The sequence below is a fragment of the Pseudenemella bisphenolivorans genome, assembly GCF_051133435.1.
Taxonomy (GTDB): Bacteria; Actinomycetota; Actinomycetes; order Propionibacteriales; family Propionibacteriaceae; genus JAAYAO01.
The window spans coordinates 408,547-430,384 of the sequence record NZ_JBPGNY010000004.1 but is presented as its reverse complement, the minus strand read 5'-3'; the positions used below and the strand labels follow the sequence as shown (position 1 = coordinate 430,384).

21 protein-coding genes are annotated in these 21,838 nt (G+C 67.5%); 18 read left to right on the top strand and 3 right to left on the bottom strand.

The features are described 5' to 3' along the window. Positions 1–48: 48 nt before the first annotated feature. Complete coding sequence (ispD, locus tag ACR4XW_RS12140; RefSeq protein WP_434760819.1) at positions 49–795, bottom strand: 2-C-methyl-D-erythritol 4-phosphate cytidylyltransferase; 747 nt, start codon at positions 793–795, stop codon at positions 49–51. A gap of 186 nt (positions 796–981) precedes the next feature. Between ispD and ACR4XW_RS12135 the strand changes: the two genes are divergently transcribed. From ACR4XW_RS12135 to ACR4XW_RS12085, 11 genes are all read left to right on the top strand, one after another. After that, positions 982–1,680 carry a triose-phosphate isomerase gene (locus tag ACR4XW_RS12135; RefSeq protein ID WP_434760818.1) on the top strand — a complete coding sequence of 233 codons (699 nt, stop codon included), beginning with the start codon at positions 982–984 and terminating at the stop codon, positions 1,678–1,680. 11 nt (positions 1,681–1,691) lie between these two features. Beyond that, positions 1,692–2,540 (top strand): class II fructose-bisphosphate aldolase, encoded by an 849-nt coding sequence (locus ACR4XW_RS12130; protein ID WP_434760817.1) that lies wholly within the window; start codon positions 1,692–1,694, stop codon positions 2,538–2,540. Between the two features lie 11 nt (positions 2,541–2,551). Next, a complete protein-coding gene (locus ACR4XW_RS12125; protein ID WP_434760816.1) occupies positions 2,552–3,082 on the top strand; it encodes a YjbQ family protein in 531 nt (176 codons plus the stop codon). 71 nt (positions 3,083–3,153) lie between these two features. Then, a complete protein-coding gene (locus ACR4XW_RS12120) occupies positions 3,154–3,414 on the top strand; it encodes an HPr family phosphocarrier protein (protein ID WP_434760815.1) in 261 nt (86 codons plus the stop codon). 172 nt (positions 3,415–3,586) lie between these two features. Beyond that, a complete protein-coding gene (gene srlA / locus ACR4XW_RS12115; protein WP_434760814.1) occupies positions 3,587–4,195 on the top strand; it encodes a PTS glucitol/sorbitol transporter subunit IIC in 609 nt (202 codons plus the stop codon). After that, positions 4,192–5,211, top strand: a complete 1,020-nt coding sequence (srlE, locus tag ACR4XW_RS12110; protein WP_434760813.1) for a PTS glucitol/sorbitol transporter subunit IIB — start codon at positions 4,192–4,194, stop codon at positions 5,209–5,211. The genes srlA and srlE overlap by 4 nt, the downstream gene beginning before the upstream one ends. Positions 5,212–5,262: 51 nt before the next feature. Then, complete coding sequence (locus ACR4XW_RS12105) at positions 5,263–5,628, top strand: PTS glucitol/sorbitol transporter subunit IIA (RefSeq protein WP_434760812.1); 366 nt, start codon at positions 5,263–5,265, stop codon at positions 5,626–5,628. Positions 5,629–5,631: 3 nt separating this feature from the next. Next, positions 5,632–6,063, top strand: a complete 432-nt coding sequence (locus ACR4XW_RS12100; protein WP_434760811.1) for a transcriptional regulator GutM — start codon at positions 5,632–5,634, stop codon at positions 6,061–6,063. A gap of 51 nt (positions 6,064–6,114) precedes the next feature. Then, entirely contained in the window at positions 6,115–7,419 is a 1,305-nt protein-coding gene (locus ACR4XW_RS12095) for an NAD(P)H-dependent oxidoreductase (protein WP_434760810.1), read from the top strand. A gap of 94 nt (positions 7,420–7,513) precedes the next feature. Next, positions 7,514–8,512 (top strand): sugar-binding transcriptional regulator, encoded by a 999-nt coding sequence (locus tag ACR4XW_RS12090; protein WP_434760809.1) that lies wholly within the window; start codon positions 7,514–7,516, stop codon positions 8,510–8,512. 14 nt (positions 8,513–8,526) lie between these two features. Then, the gene (locus tag ACR4XW_RS12085; protein ID WP_434760808.1) at positions 8,527–11,034 is read left to right on the top strand and encodes a bifunctional FO biosynthesis protein CofGH; all 2,508 of its coding nucleotides are present in this window, start codon (positions 8,527–8,529) and stop codon (positions 11,032–11,034) included. Between the two features lie 9 nt (positions 11,035–11,043). On the opposite strand, the gene ACR4XW_RS12080 is transcribed toward ACR4XW_RS12085, so the two are convergent. Further along, on the bottom strand, positions 11,044–11,547 hold the full coding sequence (locus tag ACR4XW_RS12080) for a DUF1707 SHOCT-like domain-containing protein (RefSeq protein WP_434760807.1): 504 nt from the start codon (positions 11,545–11,547) through the stop codon (positions 11,044–11,046). Positions 11,548–11,695: 148 nt separating this feature from the next. Here ACR4XW_RS12080 and ACR4XW_RS12075 point away from each other — a divergent pair, with 148 nt between their 5' ends. The 4 genes from ACR4XW_RS12075 (at position 11,696) to ACR4XW_RS12060 (ending at position 15,902) form a co-directional block, all read left to right on the top strand. Next, positions 11,696–12,730, top strand: coding sequence for a neutral zinc metallopeptidase (locus tag ACR4XW_RS12075; protein ID WP_434760806.1), 1,035 nt, complete (start codon positions 11,696–11,698; stop codon positions 12,728–12,730). Continuing rightward, positions 12,730–13,704 carry a neutral zinc metallopeptidase gene (locus ACR4XW_RS12070; RefSeq protein WP_434760805.1) on the top strand — a complete coding sequence of 325 codons (975 nt, stop codon included), beginning with the start codon at positions 12,730–12,732 and terminating at the stop codon, positions 13,702–13,704. Before ACR4XW_RS12075 ends, ACR4XW_RS12070 begins: the two co-directional genes overlap by 1 nt. 108 nt (positions 13,705–13,812) lie before the next feature. Next, positions 13,813–14,724 carry a hypothetical protein gene (locus ACR4XW_RS12065; RefSeq protein ID WP_434760804.1) on the top strand — a complete coding sequence of 304 codons (912 nt, stop codon included), beginning with the start codon at positions 13,813–13,815 and terminating at the stop codon, positions 14,722–14,724. Positions 14,725–14,735: 11 nt separating this feature from the next. Then, positions 14,736–15,902 (top strand): glycosyltransferase, encoded by a 1,167-nt coding sequence (locus ACR4XW_RS12060; protein ID WP_434760803.1) that lies wholly within the window; start codon positions 14,736–14,738, stop codon positions 15,900–15,902. Between the two features lie 102 nt (positions 15,903–16,004). Here ACR4XW_RS12060 and ACR4XW_RS12055 read toward each other — a convergent pair whose 3' ends face one another. Further along, complete coding sequence (locus ACR4XW_RS12055; RefSeq protein WP_434760802.1) at positions 16,005–16,997, bottom strand: DUF368 domain-containing protein; 993 nt, start codon at positions 16,995–16,997, stop codon at positions 16,005–16,007. 210 nt (positions 16,998–17,207) lie between these two features. Here ACR4XW_RS12055 and ACR4XW_RS12050 point away from each other — a divergent pair, with 210 nt between their 5' ends. From ACR4XW_RS12050 to leuS, 3 genes are all read left to right on the top strand, one after another. Further along, positions 17,208–18,263 carry a LacI family DNA-binding transcriptional regulator gene (locus ACR4XW_RS12050; RefSeq protein WP_434760801.1) on the top strand — a complete coding sequence of 352 codons (1,056 nt, stop codon included), beginning with the start codon at positions 17,208–17,210 and terminating at the stop codon, positions 18,261–18,263. Positions 18,264–18,355: 92 nt separating this feature from the next. Next, positions 18,356–19,318, top strand: a complete 963-nt coding sequence (locus ACR4XW_RS12045; RefSeq protein WP_434760800.1) for a DUF4192 domain-containing protein — start codon at positions 18,356–18,358, stop codon at positions 19,316–19,318. Positions 19,319–19,353: 35 nt separating this feature from the next. Beyond that, positions 19,354–21,825: a leucine--tRNA ligase gene (gene leuS / locus ACR4XW_RS12040; RefSeq protein ID WP_434760799.1), complete on the top strand. Its 2,472-nt coding sequence runs from the start codon at positions 19,354–19,356 to the stop codon at positions 21,823–21,825. Positions 21,826–21,838 lie beyond the last annotated feature (13 nt).

Here is a 21,838-nt window from a genome sequence, read left to right as displayed (position 1 = left end):
ACTCATGATGTTAGCGCACGAACCGAGCAAAGAAAAAATCGAGAACGCTCACAGCCGCAGCAACCGCCGGAAGCGGCGTCCGGAGTGGTGTCCGAAGGCCGACCGGGCCCGCCACAGGGCGCGGGCGACCGGCATGTCGGGCGGTTCGGTGATCTTCATCGACAGGCGTGATCCGGGTACCAGGGTGACGGGGTAGCCGGCCCGCTCGGCGCAGGAGACATCGTCGGTGAACTCGGCCGGCTTCGATGCCATCTGCTGGTGGCTCTCCCAGATCACCGGCAGCCGGAAACCCTGCGGCGTCTGAATCGCGCGCAGGGTCGAGCGGTCGATCACCCGGGTGGTGCCGTCCTCGTCCATCACCCGCATGCTGTCGCTGACCGACACCGCCGGGGCCACCGCATCGGCACCCTCGCGAACCGCGGTGATCACCGATTCGGCGACATGGGCCGGCACCATCGGACGCACCGCGTCGTGGATCAGCACCACCTCGGCCTTGCTCAGGGTGGGGTGATCGTGGACGACCCGCAGTCCGTTGAACACCGACTCCTGGCGGCTGTTGCCGCCGAGGGTTTGATGTACCGGAATGGGGGAGGCCGACAGGGAAGCGCCGAGCTTCTCGGCCACCTTCGGGTTGAGTACGACCACCGCGTGGGTGCAGCCGGCCGCCGCCATCGCCTCCACCGACATCGCCAGGACGGCCTTGCCCGACAGTCGCAGGGCCGGTTTGGGGGTTCGTCCGCCGAACCTCAAACCGAGGCCGGCTCCGACAATGACGGCAACGACGGGGTCGAACATGGTGGGAATTGTTGCATAACCGACCCGGTGCTCCGTCCGGTGCTCAGAGCAAACGATTGCCGCAAAAAGTTGCGAAAAGCCGAAAACATGCTCGCCAACTATTGCGAGTAGTGGAGCGAAGTGCGATGATGACTCAAACGCACAAACGTGTGCGTAAATGCAAAAATGTGCAGTTTGGAGGGTGTAGTGGTCCAACGCAATGAGGGGTTCCGAGCCCCATTCCTGATCGTGAATCCCAAGGCGTATCTGGGTGGCGCCGACACCCTCAAGCTCGCGAAGCTGACCGACGAGCTGGCCGGCGAGTTCGGCGTGGACGTCATCTTCACCGCCCAGCACGTCGACCTGCGGATGGTCGCCGAGGCCACCACGCATCTGACCGTCACCGCCCAGCACATGGACCCGATCACCCCGGGCCGGGGGATGGGGCACATCCTGCCCGACTCCCTGGTCGAGGCCGGCGCGAAGGCCGTGGTGCTGAACCACGCCGAGCATCCGCTCGAACTGGCCACCCTCGACGCCACCTTGGAACGTGCCCGTGAGGTCGGGTTGATGACCATCGTCTGCGCCGATTCCGACGCCCAGTGCAAGGCGGTCGCCCACCTGGGCCCGGACGTGATGATCTGCGAGCCCACCGCCAACATCGGCACCGGCGAAATGGATTCGGGCGACTACATCGAGCGCACCACCCGCATCGTCAAGGACGTCGACCCCAACATCCTGGTCATCCAGGCCGCCGGGGTCAGCCGCGGCGACGACGTCGCCCGAGTGCTGCAACAGGGAGCCGACGGCTCCGGCGGCACCAGCGGCATCATCAAGCACCCCGACTGGCGCGAGATTCTCACCGAGATGTTCACCGCCATCAAGAATTCCACCCCCACCGCCTGAGGAGGCGCCACATGATCATCGGGCTCAGCGAAGCTCTCGACTACGCCGAAAAGAACCAGTGCGGCCTGGCCGCGGTGAACACCCCGTTCTTCGCCGCGGTACTGGGCACCATCGAGGTGGGTGAGGCCACCGGGGTGCCGATCATCCTGCAGTACGCCCAGGTGCACGAACCGCTGGCCGGTATCGAGAACATGGGGCCGGCCATGGTCGCCCTGGCCGAACGCTCCGAGGCACCCTTCGTGCTGCACGTCGACCACGGCGAAGACATCGACTACATCCGCAAGGGCCTCGATCTGGGATTCAACTCCTGCATGATCGACGGCTCCCACCACGACTTCGACGAGAACGTGCGGATCACCCGCGAGGTGGTCGAGATGGCCCACGAACGCGGCGCCGGCGTCGAGGGCGAGATCGGCATCCTGACCGGCAACGAGAACGGCGACCCCTCCCAGGGGATCGCCGACGAGACCCTCTACACCGACCCCGAACAGGCCGCCGCCTTCGTCGAGGCCACCGGCGTCGACTGTCTGGCCGCCTCCTTCGGCACCGTGCACGGCGTGTACCACCAGGAACCGAACCTGAACTTCGAGCTGATCTCCGAACTGCGCGAGCGCACCGGCGTGCCGGTGGTGATGCACGGCGGGTCGGGCCTCAGCGACGACGACTACCGCGAGTCGACCCGGCGCGGGGTGCGCAAGATCAACTACTACACCTACGCGGCCAAGGCGGCCCTGGACGCCGCCCGTCCGCTGGTCGCCGACCCGGACGTGGTGCTGTGGCCCAGCCTGGATCTGGCCGCCCGCGAGGCGGTGCGCGACGACGTCATGCGGTTCGTCAAGACCCTGGCCAACAAGAACTGAGGAGGCACCCGATGACCGTCCATCAGCGCACGTTCTCGCTCACCTCACACGGGGGCACCCCGAGCTTCATCGACGTCACCCCGCAGGTTCGCGAGGCGATCACCGAGTCGAAGATCACCAATGGCATCGTCGCGGTGATCTCACCGCACACCACCTGCTCGGTGTACTTCGACGAATTCGCCCACGACACGGTCGAGGACGGGTCGGACTACCTGCAGGCCGACCTGAACGACATCCTCGGCAAGATCGTCCCCGATCAGACCGACTTCCCGCCGGCCCACGGCTACCGCTACCCCGGTGAGGAGCACTTCCGCGAGGTCGAGTCGTGGCCCGACGCCGACAGCTACCTGCCCGGCGGCGACCGCACCCAACTGTTCAACGCCGACGCCCACCAGAAGGCCAGCCTGCTCGGCTCCAGCCAGGTCTTCGCCGTCACCGACGGGGAACTGGCCCTCGGGGTCACCGGCTACATCTTCTTCGTCGACTTCGACCGCGCCCGGGAACGCAAACGCCGTTGCCAGGTCGTGGTGATCGGCGAATAGTCCGCACAACAAACCGCTACCCACCCCGGAAACAATCACCACCAGAACCGGCCGATAGGAGGCCCCACCAGATGTCCACCCGAGACGCCACGATCGCCGCCCCCGAAGGTCTGCACGCCCGTCCCGCCGCCGAGTTCGTCAAGGCGGTCAAGGACTCCGGGGTGCAGGTGACGATCGCCACCGAGGGCAAGGACCCGGTGCCCGCCGACTCGATCCTGGCCGTTCTCGGCCTGGGCGTGAAGCAGGGGCAGGTGGTGACCCTGACCGCGGACGGGGACGGGGCCGAGGCCGCTTTGGACGCACTCGTGACCCAACTCGAATCCGACCACTGAACCGACAACGAAGCACCCCATGCGCGGCCGCACCGCCGGATGCGGGCGGCCGACACGAAAGAGGAAGAGAGGAGTATCCGGCGAAGAGGGCATCGCCGCTGCGAATCCCACCCCTCCCCAACGTGAGGCGTGACCTGGCAACGAGGCCACCTCACCCACGCAAGGAGTCCCCATGGATCAAAACCCTGTGATGCGCGGCATCACCTGGTTCGCCGAACATTTCATCGGCTTGTTCCAGGCCGCCGCCGAAACATTCACCGGTCTGGTGACCGGCATCCTTCCCCTGTTGATGGTCATGTTGACCTTCATGTACGCGATCACCACCTGGATCGGTGAGGAACGCGTCACCCGGGCCGTCCGCTGGGCCGGCCGCTGGGCCATCACCCGCTACACCCTGATGCCCTTCCTGGCCGTGCTGATGCTGACCAACCCGATGGCCTACACCTTCGGGCGCTTCCTGCCCGAACGCTACAAGCCGGCCTTCTACGACTCCGCGGTGTCGTTCGTACACCCGATCACGTCGTTGTTCCCGCACGCCAACGCCGGTGAGATCTTCGTCTGGGCGGGCGTCTCGGCCGGTGTGATGACCGCCGCCCCGGACAAGTACCCGACCCTGGCGATTCTGTACCTGCTGACCGGTCTGGTCGTCATCCTGATCCGTGGCATGGCCACCCAGTGGATGACCGCCTACCTGATCGTGCGCGGCGGCCACTCCGCCACCTTCAAGAAGTTCGACGCCGACTACGCGGCCGGACACATCCAGGGAGGTGTCTCGGCATGAGCTTCAAGTCCGTACGCGTCACCAAGGGCCCCGGCGGCTGGGGCTCCGGGCTGACCATCACCCCGACCGAGAAGAAGCACATCATCCTCTCGGTCACCGGCGGCGGAATCCACCCGGTCGCCCAGAAGATGGCCGAGATCACCGGTGCCGAAGCCGTCGACGGGTTCACCAACCACATCGCCGACGAAGAAGTGGCCGCGGTGGTGATCAACTGCGGTGGCACCGCGCGGATCGGGGTCTACCCGAAGAAGCGCATCCCCACCGTCGATGTCTACCCGGGTGAGCCGTCCGGCCCCCTGGCGCAGTTCATCACCGACGACATCTTCGTCTCCGACGTCAGCGTCAAGAACGTCGCCGCGGCCGATGCCCCGGCCACCACCGAGGAAACCGCCGGCGACCCCGACAACGCGGTCGACCCGGACGCCGCCGAGCCCGCGACCACCGACCCCGCTGCGAAGCCGGAACGCGCCGTGGGCGGTTCCAAGGGCTTCATGGGCCTGGTGGTGAAGTTCGGCAACTTCATCGGCTACGTGATCAACACCCTGCTCGCCTCGGGACGTCAGGCACTGCAGTTGATCCTGCAGACCGTGCTGCCGTTCATGGCCTACGTGGCCCTGCTGATCGGTGTGGTGAACTACACCGGCGTCTCGCAGGTACTGGCCAACTGGGTCAGCCCGCTGGCCAGCAACCCGCTGGGCCTGCTCCTGCTGGGCTTCATCACCGGTCTGCCCTTCCTGTCACCGATTCTCGGCCCCGGTGCGGCGATCGCCCAGGTGGTCGGCGTGCTGATGGGCACCCAGATCGGGATGGGGGCACTGCCGGTGCAGTACGCCCTGCCCACCCTGTTCGCGATCAACGGTCAGGTGGGTTGTGACTTCGTCCCGGTCGGTCTCTCCCTGGGTGAGGCCAAGCCCGAGACGGTCTCGGTGGGTGTGCCCGCCGTGCTGTTCACCCGCCTGCTGACCGCACCGGTGGCGGTCGCCATCGCCTACGCGGTGTCCTTCCTGCTGGTCTGAGCTGTGGGGTGCGTCCGGTGCGAGCCGGACGCACCCACGAAAGGAACTCCCATGACAACCATCTGGTCCACCACCGTCACCCGCGTCGGCAACGAGGCCGGCGACATGATCGACGCCGGTCTGTACATCCTGTTCGGCGAACCGGTTCCCGATGCCCTGGCCGACGTTTCGGTCGTGCACAGCGATGCGAGCGAGATCGCCCGCGAGGTCAAGGCCGGCGACACCTTCGTGATCGGCGATCTGCGCTATGTCGTGGACGAGATCGGCGACCGCGCCAACACCAACCTCGCCGACCTCGGACACATCGTGCTGTACATCAACCAGCCCGACCAGGACCTGCTGCCCGGCGCGGTCAAGGCCTCCGGCCCCGATCCGGTGGCCCCCGCGGTCGGCGCAACGATCACCATCGAGGGCTGACCAATGGGCGGAAACTGGGTCTTTCCCGCGATTCTGGGCGCTGCGCTGCTGATCGGGGTGGCGATGACCTTCCTGCAGCAATGCGCGTACAACAAGCACCTCAACGAGGCGATGGCCCAGTCAAGGGGAGCCCACGATGTGCTGGCCTCGGGCCAGGGACGATCCCCGCTGGGAGGTGCGGTCGTCATCCTGATCGTCGACGCCGCCACCCGTGAGATCACCTGGGCCACCGCGATGGTCGGCGCCACCGTGTTCTCCCGTTTCCGCCCCCGTCCCCAACTGCTCGGACCGGTCGACACCGCGGCCGACCGTGTCAACGGCAAGCAGTTCAAACACGCCGTGGAAATGGCGGTGGCCCAGGTGAAGCCGGCTGTCGCCCGAGCCGACACCCCACGCCGGACGAAGACGTCCGTGCGCGCGGAGCAGTCGTCCTGAATCCCACCCACCCGTGGGCCAGCGCCCACATGCAATGAAGGGAAGTATCCCATGGGCTACTCCAAGGGTCTGTTGCAACGTCAGGCCGAACTCGGCCGTCCGGTCTATGTCGGCGTGGTCGGCGCCGGGCAGATGGGCTCGGGCCTGATCGCCCAGATCTGCCGCGCCCCCGGGCTGACGGTCGCCGCCGTCGCCGACATCGTGATCGAAAAGGCCGAACAGGCACTGCGCAATGCCGGACGCGACGACATCGTCGTCGCCGGTGACGACCTGGACGCCGCCGCGGCAGCGGTGCGCGAAGGCAAGGCCGTGGCCATCACCGACGGTCTCAAGATGCCCGACCTGCCGGTCGACATCGTGGTGGAGGTCTCCGGCGTGCCCGAGATCGCCGCCCAGATCGCCTACACCTGCATCACCCACCAGAAGGACGTCGCGCTGATGACGGTCGAGGCCGACATCACCGTCGGGGTGCTGCTGTCGAGCATGGCCAACGCCGGCAACTCGATCTACACGGTCTGCCGCGGTGACGAGCCGGTCGAGGCCCTGAAGCTGGTCGAATACGCCGAAGACCTCGGCCTCACCGTGGTGTGCGCCGGCAAGGGCAAGAACAACCCGAACCGGCCCACCGACGTCCCGGAGGATGTCGAGGAGGAAGCCAAGGCCAAGAACATGAACCCGCGGATGCTCTGCGAGTTCACCGACGGCACCAAGACCCAGCTCGAAATGGCTGCGCTGTCGAATGCCACCGGGTTCCCGGTCGAGGTCGGCGGCATGCACGGGGTGGAGTGCGATATCGACGAACTCGCCACCAAGCTGATCCCGAAGGCCGACGGCGGCATCCTCGACGGCGACAAGGGCCCGGTGGTCGAATACGTCACCGGCAACGTCGCCCCCGGGGTGTTCGCGATCGTGAAGTCGGAGTCGGACGTGGTCACCCACGAACTCGACTACCTCAAGCTCGGCAAGGGCCCCTACTACGCCCTCTACCGGCCCTACCACCTGGCCTCTATCGAGGCTCAACTGTCGATCGGTGAGGCGATCCTGGAACGCCGTGCCGACTTCCAGTCGGTGTACGTGCGCTCCGAGGTGGCCAGCCGGGCCAAGTTCGACCTGAAGGCCGGCATCACCCTCGAAGGCATGGGCGGGCACCACGTGCACGGCTGGACGATCGACGCCGACGAGGCCCGCGCCAAGAACGCGCTGCCGATCGGTCTGATCGCCGGGTGCAAGCTCGTGCGGGACATCGCCGCCGGTGAACTGGTCACCTACGACGACGTCGAGATCGACGAAACCCGTCCCCTGGTGGCGATGCGCCGCCTGCAGGACGCGTTGGTCGCCAACGGCGTCCTGGGCTGAATCATGAACACCGGGGCTCGGAGTTCGGCTGGACTCCGAGCCCCGGTGCTTCTTTCTGAGACACTGGGGGATATCCCTGCCCGTGAGGAAAGAAATGCCCGCGAAGCGTGACCAACAGGTGCTGATCGACGCCGCCAGGATGTACTACCTGGAAGACCTCGATCAGGGCCAGATCGCGCGCCGGCTCGGCATGTCACGCTCCAGCGTCTCGCGGATCCTGACCAAGGCCCGACAGGCCGGCATCGTCGAGGTGCGCATCGTGGGCGATACCACCCTCACCCGACACCACGAACTCGAAACCGCGATGCGCCGCACCTTCGGGTTGAACGAGGTCCTGGTGGCCGATGTCGGCTCCGGGGACAGCCACCTCGGTGTGGTCGCCGAACTCGGCGCCCAGGTGTTCACCCGGATGGCCGCCTCGGCCCAGGTGATCGGCTTCAGTTGGGGACACACCATCAGCCAACTGATCGAATCCCTGCCGCACCAGGCGCTGCGTCCCGGTGCGGTGGTGGTGCAACTGGTCGGCGGCATGCCGCAACTCGACACCGGACGCTCCGGCAACAGCAACCTGCAGATCGTCGCCGAACGCTGCCGGATCACCGCCGAACGTTTCGACGCCCCCGCGGTGGTCGAATCAGCGATCACCGCGCAGGCGATGATGGCCGAATCGACCGTGCGCGCCGCCCTGATTCGCGCGGCTTCGGCCGACCTGGCCTTCGTCGGCATCGGCAGCTTCGGGGTGCAGAGTTCGAAGAAACTGCTGGACGCGATGAAGCTCGACGAGGACGAACTGGCCCGGGTGCTGGCCGCCGAACCCGTCGGCGACATCAACGGCCGCTTCTACGACCTCGACGGCACCCCGCTGGGCCCGCCCACCTCCGAGCGGGTGATCGGGCTGACCATCGACGAACTCCGCGGGATCGGCACCGTGGTGGGAATCGCCGCCGGCCAGGAGAAAGCCGGGGGAGTGCTGGGCGGGATCCGCACCGGCATTTTCGACACGCTGGTGGTCGACAGCGATCTGGCCGCCGCCGTCCTGGCTCTGGCCGGTCCCGGTGCGGTGGACGACGACGCGGACGATTCCCAGCCCTGACATACAGTGCCGATATGAGCACGACGATCCCCGGAATGCGCCGGGCCCTGGCCCGAGCCCGCGACGGCAAAGCCCTGGACCGGGCCGAGGCCGAGATCCTGCTGGCCGCCCGCGGGGACGACTTGGTGACGCTGTGCGAATCGGCCACCCGGGTGCGCGATGCCGCGATGGTCGCCGCCGGACGCGCCGGACAGGTCACCTACTCGCGCAAGGTCTTCATTCCGCTGACCCGGCTCTGCCGCGATCGCTGCCACTACTGCACCTTCGCCACCGCCCCGCACAAACTCCCGGCACCCTTCCTGTCGCCCGACGAGGTGCTGCAGATCGCCCGGGACGGGGCCGCGGCCGGTTGCAAGGAGGCCCTGTTCACCCTCGGTGACCGCCCCGAGGACCGCTGGCCCGCCGCCCGGGAATGGCTGGACGCACACGGCTACGACGACACCTTGAGCTACGTCCGGGCGATGGCGATCCGGGTGTTGGAGGAAACCGGGTTGTTGCCGCACCTCAACCCCGGGGTGATGAGTTGGAGTGACCTGCAGCGGCTCCGTCCGGTGGCGCCGTCGATGGGCATGATGCTGGAGACCACCTCGATGGAGGTCTTCGAGAACGGCGCCCACAAGGGTTCGCCCGACAAGGACCCGGCCGTGCGGCTGCGGGTGCTCGAGGACGCCGGACGGGTCGGCGTCCCGTTCACCACCGGCATCCTGGTCGGGATCGGCGAAACCCCGGCCGACCGGGTCGATTCGATCCTGGCGATCCGCAAGGTCGCCCGCGAATACGGTCACGTGCAGGAATGCATCGTGCAGAACTTCCGCGCCAAGGACGACACCGCGATGCGTGCCGCCGACGACCTGGGTGCTGAGGAGTACCTGGCCACCATCGCCGTGGCCCGACTGCTGCTCGGCCCTTCGGTGACCATTCAGGCGCCGCCGAATCTCTCCGATCCCGACGAGATCTCCCGGCTGCTCGCCGCCGGGGTGGACGACTGGGGTGGGGTGTCCCCGGTCACCCTCGACCACGTCAACCCCGAACGGCCCTGGCCCAATATCGACGACCTGGCCGCCGCCACCGCCGCCTCCGGCCTGGAACTGGTGGAGCGGCTCACCGCCCACCCGCGTTACGTCCTCGGTGCCCTGCACCGCGACGAGGCCTGGATCGACCCGCGCCTGCACCCCCATGTGCGCGCCCTGGTCGACCCCGAGACCGGCCTGGCCGCGGTCGGGGCCCGACCGTCCGGCATCTCCTGGCAGGAACCCGACGGCGGCCTGGACGCCAATACCGGACGCACCGACCTGAACACCGACATCGATCACGCCGGACGCACCGATGACCGGCGCTCCGACTTCGCCGAGGTCTACGGCGACTGGGATGCGGTGGCCGAGCGGCTCGACCCGGCCCGAGCGGCCCAGGTGGTGTTGCCCAACGAGGCGCGGGCAGCGCTGCGCCGCGCCGAAGCCGACCCGGCCGGCCTGTCCGATGCCGACTACCTGGCCCTGGTCACCAGTGACGGTGGCGACTTGGACGCCTTCGCGGCCCTGGCCGACGGGCTGCGCCGCGAGGTGGTCGGCGACCCGGTCAGCTATGTGGTGAACCGCAACATCAATTTCACCAACGTCTGTTACGTCGGCTGCCGGTTCTGCGCCTTCGCCCAACGCAAGACCGACGCCGACGCCTTCACCCTGTCGGTGGACGAGGTTGCTGAGCGGGCCGCCGAGGCGCAACGGCTCGGCGCCACCGAGGTGTGCATGCAGGGTGGTATCTCACCCGACCTGCGCGCCGGTGACCTGGCCCGGATCGTCCGGGCGGTGAAACAGGCCGCCCCCGGCATGCACGTGCACGCCTTCTCGCCGATGGAAGTGGCCTCCGCCGCGGCCAAGGAGGGTGTGACGATCGAGGCCTGGCTGACCGAACTGCGCGAGGCCGGCCTGGACTCGATTCCCGGCACCGCCGCCGAGATCCTCGACGACGACGTCCGCTGGGTGCTGACCAAGGGCAAATTGCCCACCAGCCAGTGGATCGAGGTGGTCGAGACCGCCCACCGCCTCGGCCTGCCGTCCAGTTCGACGATGATGTACGGCCATGTCGACCGGCCCGACCACTGGGTCGCCCACCTGCGCACCCTGATCGGGGTACAGGACCGCACCGGCGGCTTCACCGAGTTCGTGCCACTGCCGTTCGTGCACACCAACGCCCCGGTCTACCTCGCCGGCCTGTCGCGTCCGGGCCCCACCCTGCGCGACAACCGGGGGGTGCACGCCCTGGCCCGGGTGATGCTGCACGGCCGGATCGCCAACATTCAGACCTCGTGGGTCAAACTCGGCATCGAGGGCACCCGGATGATGCTCACCGGTGGCGCCAACGACCTGGGCGGCACCCTGATGGAGGAGACCATCTCCCGGATGGCCGGTTCGGAACACGGCTCGGCCAAGACGGTGGCCGAGTTGGCCGAGATCGGTGCCGGCATCGGACGTCCGGTGGTGCAGCGCACCACCCTGTACGAACTCCTCGCCGAGGCCGCCTGAACCGCCGTCTCAGGGCAGCATGCGGTGGCCGCCGCCCTGGCCCAACTCACGGATCTGGCGGGAGCGACGCTCCACCGCCCGCTGGTGATGACGGGTCAGGGTCAGCGTGAAAGCCGCGCCGCCGATGGCTCCGAGCACGCCGACCACCATCGCGGCGAAGACGCTCCCGAAACCGTAGAAGGACAACAGGATCGGCCCGGCCATCAGCATGGTCAGGAAGATCACCACCACCGCGGCCGTGTCGATGCCGCCCCACCTGCGTTCGGGGGTCTGCATCACCGTGGTCGGTTTCGGCGACAGCCGCAGGGTCGGCAGATCCGACAGTTGTCGCCACAGATCCTCGGTGGTTCGGGCCGCCATCACCTTGGACAGACGGTGGTCGAATTCCTCGTTGGTGATGCGGCCGGCCGCGAAGTGGGTCGACAACTGTTCGGCCGCGACATTGCGCTCGGCATCGCCGATGCGCTGCTGCAGCCGAACCCGGGCATCTGGAACCGGACGACGAGGATTCATACCTGCCATTGTCCCCGATGGTGGTGCACGTCGGCGTCCGACTGCCGTTGGATTCGAGGATCCGCCGCCCGGATGAGTCGATGACTTCTCGTGTGGCACCGGTAGTTGGCAGACTGTGCGGCGACCAGTGACACAAGCGAGGCTCACCATGACCCACCCCTACGGAGTACCGGCGCAGCAACCTCCGCGACCGCCGGCACCTCGGCCCGCCCGGTGGCCGCTGGCGGTCATCGCCGCGGTCGTGGTGTTGGCGCTGGTGATCGGGGCGGTCCTGATGATCGGCCGCAGTGGGGGAGCCGATACCGCCGAACCGGTGTCGACTCCCGAGCCGACCGAAGCTTCGCCGGCCAGCCAGGCCCCGCCGCCACCGGAGCCGACGGCCGAGGCGACCACCACCGAGCCGTCCCCGACCCCGAGTGAACCCACCGAGACCAAGCCGAGTGCGCCGGAGGGTACCGACGGCAAGCCCGAGACCGGCTATTCCGGCAACGGGATGACCGACACCCGGCTGTACAACGTGATGTGGGCCAACGGGTCGCAGGCCTGCAGCCCCACCAAGCTGCCCGAACCACCCCTGCCGGACGAGCAACTGGCCGGCCACCTGCAAGACGTGATGGACTGCATCACCGAGGTGCACAAGCCCGCCCTGGCCGAACAGGGCATCACGATCACATCCCCCAAGGTCGTCGCCTACGCCGACACCCAGAGCACCCCGTGCGGCACGATCAGCAATCAGAACCCGGCGTTCTACTGCTCCGGTGACCAGACCCTCTACGTGCGCTACGACTCCGATGAGAATCCCAACGGATACGCCCGCTCGAACATGGGGTACTGGATTCTGGCCACCCACGAGTTCGGCCACCACCTGCAAGCAGTGACCGGCATCTTCGACGAATACAGCCAGGCCCTGTCGGGGGCAAACGCCGAGGAGAAGGATGCACTCTCCCGCCGCCTGGAGGCGCAGGCGACCTGCTTCTCCGGCGTTTTCCTCGGTGCCACCCGGGTCAGCCTGAAGTATGACGACAACGTCAACGCGACCCGCAACTTCTACCGGTTCAACGGTGGGCGCGGCTACGCCTCGGGCGAGAACATGGTGGCCTGGTTCGAACGCGGCTATGACGTGGAATGGAATGCCTTCGCCCGGTGCAATACCTGGAGTGCCCCCGACGACCAAGTGAGCTAGTGACCCGCTTTCCCGGCCACCCCGAGATCGAGGAGCGAACCCGGGCCGAGTCCCGGCCGGTTCGCTCCCGTCGACCCCTGCTGCCGCGGCTGGCCCTGACGCTCGCGATCGCGCTCGGGGTGCTGGGGCTGATGGTCGGCATCGGGACGCTGACCGGCACCGGTGACGGGCCGCGCGACACCGACACCGCCGCCGATCCGGGTTCGACGCCGACCCCCACCCCGAGCCCGACCCCCGACGGTCAGGAGGCGGGGGACCGACGCGGCCCGGCGCGCAGCACCAGCCCGATCTACCGGATCACCTGGGACCCCGGCGCGGTCGATTGCCCCGATACCCCCAGGCCCGCCCCGCCGCTGCCCAACCCCGACCTGGCCGGCCACCTGCGCGAGATCGTCGACTGTTTGGTGCGCACCCACCGACCGATGATGGAGCAGGCCGACCTGACCCTGACCGTCCCCGGGGTCGCCACCTTCAGCACCGACGTGGAAACCCCCTGCGGGGTGATCTCGGCCCGCAACTTTCCCGCCTTCTACTGTTCCAGTGACGAAACGATCTACGTGCGGCTCGATTCGGATGAGGATCCGAACGGCTACGCCCGCTCGCCGATGGGGTACTGGATCGTGATGAGCCACGAGTTCGGTCACCATCTGCAGCAACGGGCCGGCATCTTCGACGAATACGTCGAGCTGCGCGCGGCCGCCTCCGGGCCCGAGTTGGCCGCTCTGAGCCGACGGTTGGAACTGCAGGCCAACTGTTTCTCGGGCGTTTTCCTCGGGGCCGGCGGCGACAACCTCGGGTTCGGGCCGCACCACGGCGAAGCCGTCGACTTCTACCGCTACATCGCCTCCCGGGAGACGGTGGCTGCGACCCACGGAAGTCCCCATAGTCTGGTCTCGTGGTTCGACACCGGATACCGGTCGCGCTCCTTCGCGCAATGTGTGACCTGGGATGCCCCGGGGGATCGCGTTGCATGATGAGTGCCCGTCCGGGGTCGAATCGGGGTCGACTCAGCGTGCTCCCCGATTACCGAGGCCCCTTCCCCGTGGTTGAGTTGCCGTGATGTTGATGTTCGGGCAGGCCACATGTTGACCGCGGTGGCGGTCACCGTCGCGGTGATCGCGGCGGTGTGTTTCGCATGGGCCGCCACCTTGCAACATCGAGCCATCGGGCAGTCGCTGGATCGCGCCCAACCCGACGAAGGACGCCTGCTCAACCCGCGTCGACTCTGGTTGTTGATCAACAGCCGCGGCTGGCTGGTCGGCACCGCCCTGGTGGGTGCCGGTGCCGCCCTGCACATCGTGGGCCTGACCCTGGCGCCGGTGTCGATCATCCAACCCGTCGGCGTGCTGGCCGTGCCGCTCGCGGTGCTGTTCGCAGCCCGACTCAACCGGCGCCGCCCCTCGCGCCGGTTGCTCGGATTCGCGCTGATCACCGTTGCGGGCATCACCACCTTCGTTTTCCTGTCGGTCACCCACGATTCGGCCAAACACGCGGTGAACAGCGCCCGGGCCCCCTGGGGTCTGGGGGTGCTCTCCGTGCTGATGATCGGCTGCGTGGTGATCGCCCTGGTGCGACCCGCCCGCGATCAATGCCTGGCCTGGGCGGCTGCGGCGGCCGCCGGCTTCGGTCTCGGCTCGGCCCTGCTGCGGATGCTCACCCTGCTGTGGCACCGCGAGGCCGGCTGGGGCCCACTGGTTCTCTACGCGGTACTGATGCTGCTGTCGTGGACCGCCGGGGCCTGGTTCCACCAACAGGCCTACGCGGCCGGACCCGCCGAGGTGGTGCTCGGCGTGTTGAACGTGATCGACCCCCTGGTGGCGGTCGTGTTCGGCGTCCTGATTCTCGGCGAGGGCGGTTTGTTGACCGTCCCCGTCACCATCACGATGGCGGTGGTCGGCCTGGTGGCTGCTGCCGGGGTCGTGTTGTTGTCCCGTCATCACCCCGAAGCTCGTCGGATGCGTTCGGCAAGACCCGGCACCGTGCCGGTTGTGTGAAAGGAAAACCAGTGAAAATCCTGCTCGGTAGCGACACCTACCCCCCTGACGTCAACGGCGCCGCCCAGTTCACCCAGCGGCTCGCCGGCGGGCTTCAGGGTCGCGGCCACCAGGTACACATCGTGTGCCCCTCCCACACCGGCCCGATGGGCGTCGAGACCCAGGAAGACGGGGTCACGGTGCATCGGGTGAAGTCGGTGCCGTGGCCGCTGCACGAGAACTTCCGGATCTGCATGCCCTGGCACGCCCGTCCCGAGATCGCCGCTCTGCTGCGTGCCCTGCAGCCCGATGTGGTGCACCCGCAGGCCCACTTCCTGGTCGGCCGTTTCCTCACCATCGAGGCCCACAAACAGGGCTTCCCGCTGGTGGCGACCAACCACTTCATGCCCGAGAACCTGGTCGACCAGGTGCGGGTGCCGCGCCGCGCCCAGCAGTGGGCCGCCAAGCTGGCCTGGCGCGACCTGGCGCGGGTGTTCGGCCGGGCCCAGATCATCACCGCCCCCACCCCTCGCGCGGTGGAACTGTTGCGCACCCAGGCCGGCATCACCCGGGCCCTGCCGATCTCGTGCGGGATCGACGCCGAGAAGTACTCGCGAGCCAGCAGTGGCACCGACTCCGATGACACCCTGAACGTGCTCTTCGTCGGCCGACTCGACCAGGAGAAGCGGGTCAACGAACTCATCGACGCCTTCGCCGATCTGCCCCCCGGCATCAACGCCCGGCTGGAGATCGTCGGCGACGGCACCCTGCGCGAACGCTGGAAGACCCAGGCCGCCGGGCTGGGGGATCGGGTGATCTTCCACGGTTTCGTCGACGAGAAGGAACTGCTCGCCGCCTACGCCCGCTGCGACGTTTTCGTGATGCCGGGGGTCGCCGAACTGCAGTCGCTGGTCACCCTGGAGGCGATGTCGGCCGGCAAGCCGGTGATCGCCGCCAACGCGATGGCGCTGCCGCACCTGGTGCACAACGGCCGCAACGGCTGGCTGTACACCCCCGGTGACGTCGCCGAACTGACCGACCGGCTCGCCACGCTGCTGCAGGATGCGACCCTGCGCCGCCGGATGGGGAGCCAGAGCGCCGAGATCGTGCGGGCCCACGACATCGACAACACCCTCGACGCCTTCGAAGGGCTCTACCTCGACGCGGTCAAGGGCAACCGCCGACTGCGGGTCGCCTGACCGAGTGGCTGAAACCTCACCCGAAAGCGCGGTTTCTTGCCCTTGAGCGCAATGTCACCGTTGGTGGGGTGAGGTTTCAGCCATCTGTGGTCGCCACCGGGCTCAGTGGCCGGCTTCGATGGCGGCGCGCTGGTCGCTGTAGCGGTCTTCGACCTTGCTGAACAGGTACGACGCGATGGCACCGACCACCAGCAGGGCCAGGGCGAACCCGACCGCGGCCGGCAGGCTCAGCCCACTGTTGGCCAGGCCCGTGGAGGTGAAGGCCGGGAAGACGTGGGTGGGGAAGATCGCCAGCGACGAGCCGACCACCATGCCGAGAATGAAGTGGTACATGCCGGCGTAGTACTTGTCGAACAGCCAGTTGGCCAGTTTGGCGAAGACCAGGATGCACGCCACCAGGCCGAGGAACAGCGGGATGATCACCGTCAGATTACCGCTGGTGATGCCGGCGGCCATCTTGTCGTAGAGGCCGAAGTAGATCAGGAAGTTCGACGGGCTCATCCCCGGCACGATCACGCCCAGCCCGATCAGCGCACCCGACATCAACCAGGCGGGGATGCTCGGCGGCAGGTCGACCAGCACCTGGCTGCCCAACTGCATCACCGCGAAGATCGCCACCGCGGCGATGCCCAGAATCACCATGTGCACCGGACGGCGGCCCTGTTCCCCGGCCTGCCGGTACAGCGACGGGAAGGTGCCGATCACGAAGCCGATGAACAAACAGACGAACTGGGCGGCGTATTTGCCGAAGGCCGCCTCCACCACATAGGAGAACAGCACCACGCCGATCAGGCCGCCGATGCCGACGGGGATGAAGAACAGCACGTTTTTCACGAACTTGTGGCGCACGTTGGCCAGGAACCGGATCATCGGGTCGTAGATCTTGAAGATCACCGCCAACACACCGCCGGACAGTCCCGGCAGGATGAAGCCGATGCCCACCGCGATGCCCTTCAGCAGCCGGGTCAGCCAGTAGCGAGGGTTGTCCTTGCGGTCGACCGGGTCGTAATGGGCCGGACGGTCCGGATCCGGGTTGATCGCGTTCTCGTCGATCTCGTCGTTGATCGCGTTGTCATCGGGGTGAGAGGGACTCAAGGCACAACCTTCGGTCGGGGACAGCGCGGCCCATCGTAACCCCCTGCGCGCCGAACCTCATGTCCCGGTAAGGGCAGCCCCCGGAGCCCAAGCCCAGGCGAGGTATCCCGGTGTCGGTGGGCAGGGTTGGCCACCCGATCCGCGGTGCGGGACACCGCTACTCAGCGGTGCGATTCCTATGCGGCGGCAAAGGTTGACTAAAGTGGCGATGTGTCAGTGAATCTGAAAGCTGTTGCCGAACGTGCCGGGGTGTCCTTGGCCACCGCCTCCCGCGTGATTTCGCGAAGCGACTATCCGGTCCGCGAGGAGTTGCGCGAACGCGTGCTGGCCGCCGCGGCCGAACTCGATTACGTGCCCAATGCCCAGGCCCGGGGCCTGTTGCAGGGCAATCCGATGACCGTCGGGGTATTGGTGCCCTACCTGGGCCCCCTGGTGAACACCTTTTTGGAGCACCTGCACAAGCTGCTCGACCCCTACGGCTACCTGCTGACCACGATCACCACCGGCACCGACGTCGAGCAAACCATCCGTGGGGTGACCACCCTGCAGGGGCATCGCACCGGCACGGTGATCTTCGCCGACGGTGGTGCCCCGATGAGCACCGACAACGAGCGCCTGCACCAGCGGGTCAAGTCGATGGTTGCCAGCGGTCACTACGTGGTGCTGATCGCCGAGGAGAGCCAGCTCGACCTGCCCCTGGTGAGGATCCCGTACAGCCGGATCGGTGCGATGGTCGGCGAATGGCTGGTCGACAACGGGCACACCGAGGTCGGCCTGATCGAGGTCGGCACCGATGTGGTGGCCACCAACCAGCAATCCAAGGGATTCAACGAAGCCACCTCGGGCATCACCGTGCACCGGGTGGGTGCCCAAGCGCCGACCCGTGAGGTGGGCCGCGAACTGGCGGCCGAATTGCTCGACCAGCATCCGAACATCACCGCGATCGTCGGCGAGATCGACGCGCTGGCGATCGGTGCAGTGCAGGAGGCCCGGGCCCGCGGCATCGACATCCCGGGAGAGTTGAGCATCATCGGGGCCTACGACGCCGGCGGTTCGGAGGACTACGACCTGACCACCGTGCACGTGCCGCAGGACGATATCGCCCGGTTGGCGCTGCGGGCGGTGAAGATGGTGCGCGAGGATTCGCTGCCCAAGGACAGGGTCGCCGCCGAGGTGGAGATCAGTTGGCAGGAGCGCGGCACCACCGCGCCGGTCGGCAAGAAGGCCAAGAAGGCGTCGAAGAAGACCTCGGGCAAGAAGAAGTAGGTATCCACAACCCGCCGGCAGCCGAGTGAGCGTTCTCCACAAGGCGCCGGTGTCGGGGGAAGAACGGTCGGCGGCGGCCCACCGTAAGGGGTATGCCCACTTCTTCGAATGCCCACCCGCCCGTCCGAATCACCTCCTACCCCGACTTCTGTCGGGTGATCCCGCTGATGTTGGGGTTCAGACCCCACGATTCCCTCGTCCTGGTTGTGATCAGCGACCGCACGATGGCGATGGCCGCCCGCTTCGACCTGCCCCACACCGGGGAGGTGGCGATCGAGGTGGCCCGGCAATGCGCCGATCTGGCCGACCGTCACGATGCCGACGAGGTCGTGTTGATCGGGTACACCGACACCCCCGGTGACCTGTGGGGTCTGCTCGATCAGGTCGACACCGGCCTGGGTGAGGTGCCGGTGCACCTGCTGGTCACCGACCACCGGCACTACTGGCAGGGCCCGGACGACCCGGGCACGGCCCTTCCCGAGAACGATGTCCCCGGGGCCGGGGCGCTGGCCGGACGCCCGATCCTGGACAGCCGTGACGAACTGGCCGACACCGTGGCCGGCCCGAACCGGGTCACCGACGAGATCTGTTCGGTGATGGCCAGCACCGAACAGTTCAACGCCCACCTGACCGTTCCCGAGCAGATGAGTCTGCTGCACGAACTGATCCGGGAATATCTCGGAACCCCGGTCGAAGTATCCCTGCAGTCGCGGCTGCTGGCGGCCGCCCTGGTCGACGACCCCTTCGTGCGCGAACACGCCAGGCTCTCGATCAACCGCCGCAATGCCGCAGGCCATGTGCCGCTGTGGCAGCAGGTGGTCGATGTCACCCCCGACGAGATCGCCACCGGGCCGTTGTGCCTGCTGGCGATGGCGGCCTGGATGTCGGGGCACGGGGCGTTGATGCAGGTGTGTCTGGAACGCGCCGAATGGTTGTCACCCGATGACGAGATGGTGACCTACCTGACCATGTTGGCGCGCAGCGCGGCCGACCCCCGAACCTGGGAGGGGTGGCCGGACGTCCACGAGTCCTGGCGGGATGATGCGGTGAGCTAAAGTCAGCCGTTGGGAATCCAAGGAAAGAAGGAACCGTGACCGAGACGAGCGAGCGCCGTTACGATGCCGTGGCCGCCCAGGAACGCTGGCAGGCGTTCTGGGCCGAGCAGCACACGTTTGCGCCGCTCGACGACGGGTCCAAGGAACGCCGCTACGTCCTGGACATGTTCCCCTACCCGTCGGGTGACCTGCACATGGGCCATGCCGAGGCCTTCGTGATGGGCGATGTGGTGGCCCGCTATTGGCGGCAGTTGGGCTATGACGTGCTGCACCCGATCGGTTGGGACTCCTTCGGGCTGCCGGCCGAGAACGCCGCGATCAAGCGCGATGCCCACCCGGCCGATTGGACCTACGCCAACATCGAGACTCAGGCCACCTCGTTCAAGCGTTACGGCCTGAGCCTGGACTGGTCGACCCGGCTGCACACCTCCGACCCGGAGTACTACCGCTGGACCCAGTGGTTGTTCCTGCGGTTCGCCGAACGCGGGCTGGCCTACCGCAAGGCCAGCTTCGTCAACTGGTGCCCCAACGACCAGACCGTGTTGGCCAACGAACAGGTCGTCCAGGGTGCCTGTGAGCGTTGTGGCGCGGCGGTGACCAAGCGACAGCTCACCCAGTGGTACTTCCGAATCACCGAGTACGCCCAGCGGCTGTTGGACGACATGGCCGAGTTGGAGGGGAATTGGCCCGACCGGGTGCTGGCCATGCAGCGCAACTGGATCGGCCGCTCCGAGGGCGCCCACGTCGATTTCGAGATCGAGGGACGCGGCGAGCCGGTGCGGGTGTTCACCACCCGTCCCGACACCCTGTACGGGGCCACCTTCTTCGTGGTGGCACCCGAGTCGGCACTGGCCGATGAACTGTGCGCCGACGAGCAGCGGGCCGAGTTCGAGGCCTACGTGGAGAAGACCAAGCAGGCCACCGAGATCGAACGCCAGTCCACCGAACGCCCCAAGACCGGGGTCTTCCTGGGCAGGTACGCGATCAACCCGGTCAACGGCGAGAAGCTGCCGATCTGGGCGGCCGACTATGTGCTGGCCGATTACGGCACCGGTGCGGTGATGGCGGTACCGGCCCATGATCAGCGCGACCTGGAATTCGCTCGGGCACACGACCTGCCGGTGCGGGTGGTGGTCGATACCGGTGAGGCCGACCCGAACGAGACCGGGGTGGCCACTCCCGGCGACGGCACCTACGTCAACTCCGGCCCGCTGAATGGGCTGACCGACACCGCCGAGGGTGTTCGGGTGATCACCGAGAAGCTGGCCGGTGAGGGGCTGGCCGAGGCGGCGGTGAGCTTCCGACTGCGGGACTGGCTGCTGAGCCGGCAGCGGTTCTGGGGCTGCCCGATTCCGATCGTGCACTGCGCCGACTGTGGTGAGGTGCCGGTGCCGGATGACCAGTTGCCGGTGGAACTGCCCGACCTGCGCGGTGCCGCGCTGTCGCCGAAGGGCACCTCGCCGTTGGCCTCGGCCACCGACTGGGTGAACACCACCTGCCCGGCCTGTGGCGGCCCGGGCATGCGCGACACCGACACGATGGACACCTTCGTCGATTCGTCCTGGTATTTCTTCCGCTACTGCTCGCCGAACCACACCGAGGGGCCCTTCGACCCCGAGGCGGTGGCCCGGTGGATGCCGGTGGCCCAATACGTCGGCGGTGTGGAGCACGCGATTCTGCACCTGCTGTACATGCGGTTCTTCACCAAGGTGCTGCATGACATGGGTCTGGTGTCATTCACCGAGCCGATGCGTGCCCTGCTGAACCAGGGCCAGGTGATCAACGAGGGCAAGGCGATGAGCAAATCGCTGGGCAACGGGGTCGACCTGGGTGAGCAGATCGACAACTACGGGGTGGATGCGATCCGGCTGACGATGGTCTTCGCCGGGCCTCCCGAGGAGGACATCGACTGGGCCGACCTGTCCCCGGCGAGCTCCCTGCGGTTCCTGCAGCGGGCCTTCCGGTTGGCCGCCGATGTCACCAGCGAACCCGGCACCGACCCCAGCGGCGGTTCGAAGGCACTGCGCCAGGTCACCCACCGGACCTTGCACGAGTCGAAGCAACTGCTGGATTCACAACGCTTCAACGTGGTGATCGCCCGAGCAATGGAGTTGGCCAATGCCGCCCGCAAGGCGATCGACGGTGAGCCCGGCCCGGCCGACCCGGCGGTGCGCGAGGCGGTGGAGGCCCTGGCGATCGTGCTGAGCCTGGCCGCCCCCTACGTCGCCGAGGACATGTGGGAGCTGCTGGGGCATCAGCCCTCGGTGGCCGATGCCGGCTGGCCCGCGGTGGACGAAGCCCTGTTGGTGGCCGACGAGGTCACCTGCGTGGTGCAGGTGCAGGGCAAGGTGCGCGCCAAGTTGCAGGTGCCCCCCGACATCGCCGATGCCGAGCTGGAGGCGCTCGCGCTGGCCGACGAGGGTGTGCAGCGGACTCTGGCCGGCCGTGAGGTCGTCAAGGTGATCGTCCGGGCTCCCAAGCTGGTCAGCATCGTCCCCGGCAAGTAACCGGTTCGTCGCG